Source organism: Aquitalea sp. S1-19, assembly GCF_024343515.1.
Genome location: NZ_RJTZ01000136.1, coordinates 1 through 7,049 on the forward strand (window position 1 = coordinate 1; position 7,049 = coordinate 7,049).

Genomic DNA, 7,049 nt, shown 5'->3' on the forward strand with positions numbered 1-7,049 from the left:
TTTAGCGAACTGACCCCAGCCCGTGCCGTCGATGCGCTGGGGCTGGCATTTTTCTCGCTGTCGCTGGGTGTCGGCGCCATGATCGCCTATGGCTCGTATATGAAGACTGATATCGCCATCGTACCGACGGCAGCCTGGGTGGTGACGCTGGCGGTGTTGGTCAGCCTGCTCTCCGGACTGATGATTTTCCCAGCACTGGCCGCTTTCGGCCTCGACCCTGCCGCAGGCCCGGGGCTGACCTTCATCGCCATGCCTGTCGTGTTCCAGCATCTGCCGCTGGGCAGCGTCTTTGCCGTGGCCTTCTTTGCCCTGCTGGCGATGGCGGCTTTGTCTTCTTCGGTCGCCATGCTGGAGCTGGTGGCCATCTTTTTCATCGATGATCTGGGCTGGTCGCGGCGCAATGCGCTGTGCACCGTCACGGCCGCCATCATTGTCTGCGGCATGCCGGCCGCCCTGTCCTTCGGCGTGCTCTCCGATGTCAGCATTGCCGGCAAGCGGATATTCGATGCGATGGACTACTTCGTTTCCAATCTGGCCATGCCTGTGGGCGGCATCGCGCTGGCGCTGTTGGCCGGCAGTGCCGCCGGCCAACGCCTGGCCGACGAAGCCGGCCTGCCCGCCCGTACGCACCGCAGCTGGCAGCTCGCTTGCCGTTACCTGAGTCCGCTACTCGTGCTCAGCGTGCTGCTTAAAAACCTGTAATGCACTGGCGATTGTATCCAGGACTTGACGACAGGCACGGCGGCAAGGCATGCTGAGGCCATGAATCCGATGACCGTGACTTTCCGTTCCAACTGGTGGCGCCTCTTTTAAGCGGCGCGCCGGGTCACGACTATCCCCAACAGGCCGCCGACAAGGCGGCCTGTGTCATTATTACCTCCTCCTTGCCGGCAGCAATTGCACAAGGAGCAATGTATGCAGCGATCACAATGGGGCTCCCGCCTCGGCTTTATCCTCGCCTCGGCCGGCGCTACGGTGGGCTTGGGCTCGATCTGGAAATTCCCCTACGTCACCGCAATGAACGGCGGCGGTGCCTTTTTGCTGGTCTTTATCGCGCTGACCTTCACCCTGGGCCTCACCCTGCTGCTGGCCGAATTCGCCATCGGCCGCCATGCCAAGGTCGGTGCCGTCAGTGCCTTTAAAAAGCTGGGCGGCGGCGCATGGCCGCTGGTCGGCTACGCCGGCGTGCTGGCCGGTTTTCTGGTACTGAGTTTTTACAGCGTGGTCGGCGGCTGGACGCTAGGCTACCTGCTCCGCGCCGTCGACGGGCGGGTGATGAGCAACGATCCGGCCGCGCTGGCGGCACTGTTCGGCCAGTATGTTTCCAGCCCGACCGAGCCCCTGCTCACCCATGCGCTGTTTATGGCGCTGACGCTGGGCGTGGTGATGGCCGGCGTCAAGAACGGCATCGAGCGCGCCGGCAAGGTGCTGATGCCGGCGCTGTTCGTGCTGATGCTGGTGCTGATGGTGCGCTCGCTGACCCTGCCCGGTGCCGCCGCCGGTGTCGCCGCGTTTCTGGCGCCCGATTTTTCCAAGGTTTCGCCGGCCATGCTGGTCGATGCGCTGGGGCTGGCATTCTTCTCGCTGTCGGTCGGCGCCGGCTGCATGCTGGCCTATGGCTCCTACCTCGGTGACGACATCAAGCTGACCGGCTCCGCCTTATGGGTTACCGGCCTGACCACGCTGACGTCCATCCTGGCCGGGCTGATGATCTTTCCGGCGGTCGCCGCCTTCGGCCTCGATGCCGCCGCCGGCCCGGGGCTGACCTATATGACCATGCCCATCGTGTTCAACCACCTGCCGTTCGGGCAGGGCTTCGCCATCGCCTTCTTTGCCCTGCTGCTGTTTGCCGCGCTGACCTCGTCGGTGTCGCTGCTGGAGCTGATCGTGGTGCTGCCGATAGACGAGTGGGGCATCAGCCGCAAGCAAGCGACCCTCGGCATTGCCGCACTGGTATTCGCCGCCGGCATCCCCGCGTCGCTATCGTTCGGACTATTGGCCGATTACAAGCTGTTCGGGCGCAATGTGTTCGAATTGATGGACTACAGCGCCAGCAATATCCTGTTGCCACTGGGCGGCATCGGTACCGCGCTGTTTGCTGGCTGGAAGGTATGGCCGGCGATGCGTGCCGAGCTGGCGCTGTCCCGCCCGGCACAAGCGGCCATGCGCGCGATGTGTTGCGTCATCGCGCCACTGTTGATCGCGCTGATTCTGGTGGCCAAGCTGTAACGGCCGGCGCTGGCGTCGTGTACCATCGCAGCCCACCCCATCTCACAGGACAGCCCAGATGAAACAGCATATTGCCCAGTTCGCCATCGTCGTTGATGACTACGACCGCGCCATTGCCTACTACCACGGTGTGCTCGGCTTCGATCTGGCCGAAGACAGCGATCTTGGCGGCGGCAAACGCTGGGTGCGGGTGACACCGCCCGGCGGCGAGACCAGCCTGCTCCTGGCGCGTGCCAGCAATGCCGAACAGACACAGGCCATCGGCCATCAGGCCGGCGGCCGGGTGTTCCTGTTTTTACATACCGATGATTTCTGGCGCGATTACCAGAACTACCTTGCTCGCGGCGTCGAGTTTGCCGAAGCCCCGCGCGAAGAAGACTACGGCACCGTCGCCGTGTTCAACGACCTGTATGGCAACCGCTGGGATCTGCTGCAACTGGGGTGCCCCAAACGCGACGCGTCCAGCTGACATCGCACGGCACAGGCAAACCAGCCCCGCGGCGGCGGGGCTATCGCGCAGCCTTAATCCCTCCCGCCCCCCCCGCTCTGGTAACAGGAGCGCGCAGCCCTCTAGTCAACCCGCGCCCAACCGGCGACCCTGATACAGCTCTCTCCTGCGTCCTCTGCGCCAAGACGCAGCGCCTGCAGGCGCGACAGCAGTTGCAGGTCCGGCTCTTCGACCAATTCAGCGACGCCGGAAATCACCTGCCCGCCCTCGGCATCCAGCGTCAGGCATGCCCCCTCGGCAATCACCTGATTGCCAAAACGCAGCTCGCGCAGAGCGAGATCCACCTGCATCGTCTCGCACCCAACCAGACAAACCTTGCCCAACTGCCGTGCGACCACGGCCGCGTGCGAAGTTCTGGCCCCGCGACAGGTCAGCAGGCCAGCCGCCACCTGCAGCCCTTCGATGTCGTCGGTTTCCGCATCCGCCCTGACCAGCACGACCATCGCCCCGGCCGCAGCCCTGCGCCGGGCGGAATCCGCATCGAGCACGACCTCGGCACTCACCACCCCTGCACTGGCTGGCGTTGCCCGCGCCAGCACCTGCATGGCTGGCGCGTCCTTGACGGCCAGGCTGGTATGCGAGAGTTCATCCGCAGTCAGATCCCGGGTCTGGGCCAATGCGGCTTCCCTGTCGATCACGCCCTCCTCCTGCAGATCCAGCGCGATCCTGGCCCGGGCGATGCCTGAGCGCTTGCCGGCACGCGTTTGCAACAGATACAGGCAGCCCTCCTCGACGGTAAACTCGAGATCCTGCATGTCCTGGAAATGGCGCTCCAGCAAACGCGCCGCCTCTTCGAGCTGCGTCAGACACTCGGGAGGCATGCCCGCCTCCTGCCCGAGCGCACGGCGACGCCCGCCGACCACATCCTCGCCCTGGGCGTTGCGCAGGTAATCAAACCAAAGCCCCGGAACACCCGTAACCGGGTTCCGGGTAAAACCCACGCCGGCACCGGAGCGCAAACCGGCATTGCCGAACACCATCTGCTGGATCATCACCGCCGTCCCCATCCCGTCGTCCAGCCCGTGCATTTTCCGGTAGGCCTGCGCCTTGGCCTGATGCCAGGAGCGGAAGACAGCAAGCACGGCCTGATGCAGCTGGGCTTGCGGCTCCTGCGGGAAGTCCTGGCCGGTGCAGCTCAGGAAACAATCCAGATAGCTGCGGACCAGCGCCCGGTGCTCGGAGAAGTCCAGTTGCCGCTCGTCGCGCCCCTGGGCAACGTCTTCCGTCAGCCGCTCGAAATGCGCGGCAGGAATGCCTGCGACAACCGAGCCGAATGTCGCGACCAGACGCCGGTAGGCGTCCCATACCATGCGCGGGTTGCCCGTCTGGCGCAACAGGCCGCTGACCGTCCTGTCGCACAGACCGACATTGAGCAGAGTCTCCAGCATGCCGGGCATCGACACCGGCGCTCCGGAACGGACGGACACCAGCAGCGGCCGTCTCTCGTCGCCAAAAATCCCGCCTGCCGCCACTTCCAGAGCGGGCATGCCGTGCGTGGCCAATAACGGCAAACAGGCATCCGGGTTCGCCGTGTAGGCGGTACCGATCACCAGCGCGGGCGGAACCGGCAGGCCCAAGTTGGCCATTTCGCGCAGGTTGTAGGCTTTCGCCCCCATGCCCTGCGGCGAGATGTCACCCTTTTCCTCCTGCGCTGACGTGCACCCTGCTATCAGGTAAAAATGCTGTGGCCACTGCGTATCGATTTTCATGACTGCACTCCAGACTGCTCGAGAACCCTGCTGCGCAAGACGTAGGCCACCTCCAGCAGGCGGTCGGTCGCCTGCTCGACATTGGATGCAAACTCGACCGCCATTTGCAGCGCGGCCGCTTGCTCGCGCCATTGGCCGACCAGCTCCCAGCGTGCCATGCGCAGCGCTTCGTCACAGGCCCGCTCGGCCCGGACAATACGCCAGAGCACCTTCAGGAATTCGTCGCCGTCACGCTGGGCGCCGCCTTCTTCCAGATGGCGCGCGATTTCCACGACCTTGACCTGGTCCTGAATCGCACCCAGGGTCAGTTCGGCAATCGCCGACAGATGGCGATTGACCTCGGCAGGCATCAGCGGCATGCCCGGGTGCAACAGCAAACCCAGCACAAAAACGGCCTCCTCCAGCACGTCGGCGACATCGTCCATCCGTTCCAGCAAGCCAAGCATCGGCTGCCAGCGCTCGAAGTGATGGCTGCGCTGCCTTGCCTCGACCAGCAAATGGTCAGCCTGCCGCTCCCATGCCTTGGCCCGCGCCAGCTGCTGCTGGAGCCCGGCAGGCGAAGCCTGTTCGAGCAGCATTTCCACAATGGTCTGCGCCAACGCGTGACAGTACGCGGCCTGCTCGGCCAACAGGTCGAACTCGAAAGCGCGTTTGCGCATGGCCCGCGCCAGCAGCAAGCGGGCCTCGTCCGCCACCAGCGCCACCGGTTGCTGCTCCCTTAGCCTGATGCTGGCCTCCCGCATCAGCGCATACAGGTATTCGCGTGCCGAGGCCTCGCCCAGCACCCGGTCAAGCCGGTCGCCCACACGGAAGCCCCCACCATCCATCGACTGCATGGCGTCGTATACCAGCAGCTCCCCTCCGGCCAGCAGCCAGGCCATATGGCCCAGGTTTTCCCGCGCCAGCTGCTCGAGGATGCCGACCGCCACCGGCTTGCGGACAAAGTGCTGCAAGCGCTTGCGCGCCCGGTTCCAGTCGATGACAAAGACGATTCTGGAGGCCGCACCCTCCAGCGCTTCGGCCAGGCGGCTCTCGCTGTCGGACTGCAAGCTGGCATGCCCCACCAGATAGGACTTGCCCGCATTGAGCGCCGCATCCATGCCCGGAGCGATCGATGCCCAGTCGAATCCGAGCGGGCGCAGCATAGCGGCAAAGAATTCGAACCGGGCGGGATGCAGGTCGGAGTAGGTCAGGTGCAGCGCGTCCGGTGTCCATTCGATCACCAGCACATGGGCGTCGTTGGTGCCGATATCGTTCTGCAACAGAAGGCGGTCGCCGTCGCGGGTGACGGCGGTATCCAGGCCGGGATGGCCGAACTTCAAGGCGGAGGTCGAGTGGAGACCACGCATAAAGGCCTGCACCCGTGGGCGATCCTCATCGCGGATCTGCCAGACATGGGCGCCGTCTATCTCTTCGGTCGCCACATCCCCCGCCAGGGTGTTGATCGCCTTGTGCAGATCCATGACCAGCAGGTGCAGGCTGTCCCCCGACTTGCGGTCCCCGTGCGTCAAGGCGTGCAACAGGCCGGAACCGATCTCCTCCGCGTCCGCCAGCGCTTCGAGTCGCGCATGCCAGGCATCGCACCTGGCCTTGAGCGCAGGCGCCGGGTATTCAGGCCGCCCACAGACCGGGCGCGCCAGGGCATGCAGGTCCCTGTCCAGCGCATCCAGCCACTCACCTAGCCGCGGCACAAAGACTGCGTCGCCCTGCCGGTAGGCGCCATGCCCCAAGGCAGCCAGCCAGGCCTGGCTCTGCAGGCCGAGACGGACGAACTCCCTTTGCCAATCGATAGCGATGTCCTCGCCGTGGTCCACGGCATGGATCACGGCCTGCATCAGGCTCAGATAAAGCTTCAACCGGTCGTTCGCCGCCAGCGCAGCGGTAATCCACCCTGGCAGGAGCAGGGATGACTCCCCAAGGGAGGCGACGGCGTCTGTTTTCTGCATCGGGACATCCTCATGAGTGGTGTCCATGCATCATTAGCATGTCCATATGTCACTCCCGTGACGCCCGGCACGCAGCCCTGCGAAAAGTCCTAGCGTTATGGCAAGCCGGCCACAGCCCGGCACGCAGGCCGGGCGTTCTTACAGCGGAACACGCCCAGTCGCCCCGGACAGGGCAGCTAACCGTAGCAGCTCAGGATGATGTGGAAAACGCCGGGAAAAACAGGATGCACGTTGCAGAGTCCGGCAAGGCAATAGCGCTACCATCGCATGCGCAGTAGCCAGGCGCCGACCCGCCTCAGGAGCCAGCCATAAAGGTACGGATGCCTGAGCCGACAAACTGCACGCCAACACAAATCAGCAAAAAGCCCATCAGCCGCCCCAGAACTTCGCGTCCGGCGCGGCCCAGCTTTTCCGCAATCAGCGTGGACGAGCGCAGCATCATCCACACCCCGACACTGGTGCCGGCAATGGCCAGCAAGGTCATGAACATGGCTGCGGCCTTGGCTGGCCAGCTGGAAAGCTCGGCAATTTCAGTCGACAGGCCGATCACCACCGCAATGGTGCCCGGCCCGCTGATTCCGGGCATGGCGATAGGGAAGAAGGCACAATCCTCTTCCTCCACCATTTTGTGATTGTGGCCACTGTCCGGCGGCAAAA

General features: G+C 64.5%; 6 protein-coding genes. 3 read left to right on the forward strand and 3 right to left on the reverse strand.

Annotated features, from left to right (window positions below; genetic code table 11):
* The 3 genes from EGI20_RS15585 to EGI20_RS15595 form a co-directional block, all read left to right on the forward strand.
* On the forward strand, nucleotides 1-702 hold a 702-nt coding region (locus tag EGI20_RS15585), incomplete at its 5' end, for a sodium-dependent transporter (RefSeq protein ID WP_498632534.1).
* 213 nt (nucleotides 703-915) lie between these two features.
* The gene (locus EGI20_RS15590; protein WP_498632536.1) at nucleotides 916-2,229 is read left to right on the forward strand and encodes a sodium-dependent transporter; all 1,314 of its coding nucleotides are present in this window, start codon (nucleotides 916-918) and stop codon (nucleotides 2,227-2,229) included.
* A 58-nt stretch (nucleotides 2,230-2,287) separates the two neighbouring features.
* Complete coding sequence (locus EGI20_RS15595; protein ID WP_124734890.1) at nucleotides 2,288-2,698, forward strand: VOC family protein; 411 nt, start codon at nucleotides 2,288-2,290, stop codon at nucleotides 2,696-2,698.
* A gap of 101 nt (nucleotides 2,699-2,799) precedes the next feature.
* Here the strand turns inward: EGI20_RS15595 and EGI20_RS15600 are convergent, their stop codons facing one another.
* The 3 genes from EGI20_RS15600 to EGI20_RS15610 form a co-directional block, all read right to left on the reverse strand.
* A complete protein-coding gene (locus EGI20_RS15600) occupies nucleotides 2,800-4,446 on the reverse strand; it encodes a PEP/pyruvate-binding domain-containing protein (RefSeq protein WP_498632538.1) in 1,647 nt (548 codons plus the stop codon).
* Nucleotides 4,443-6,392 (reverse strand): hypothetical protein, encoded by a 1,950-nt coding sequence (locus EGI20_RS15605; RefSeq protein ID WP_498632540.1) that lies wholly within the window; start codon nucleotides 6,390-6,392, stop codon nucleotides 4,443-4,445. The genes EGI20_RS15600 and EGI20_RS15605 overlap by 4 nt, the downstream gene beginning before the upstream one ends.
* A 295-nt stretch (nucleotides 6,393-6,687) precedes the next feature.
* Nucleotides 6,688-7,049 (reverse strand): MarC family protein (locus EGI20_RS15610; RefSeq protein WP_498632542.1); only part of this gene is annotated, 362 nt, incomplete at its 5' end.

Bases quoted from the DNA above. Each gene is read 5' to 3' on its own strand.
- EGI20_RS15590 (WP_498632536.1), top strand. From the start codon at position 916: ATGCAGCGATCACAATGGGGCTCCCGCCTCGGCTTTATCCTCGCCTCG.
- EGI20_RS15595 (WP_124734890.1), top strand. From the start codon at position 2,288: ATGAAACAGCATATTGCCCAGTTCGCCATCGTCGTTGATGACTACGAC.
- EGI20_RS15600 (WP_498632538.1), bottom strand. From the start codon at position 4,446: ATGAAAATCGATACGCAGTGGCCACAGCATTTTTACCTGATAGCAGGG.
- EGI20_RS15605 (WP_498632540.1), bottom strand. From the start codon at position 6,392: ATGCAGAAAACAGACGCCGTCGCCTCCCTTGGGGAGTCATCCCTGCTC.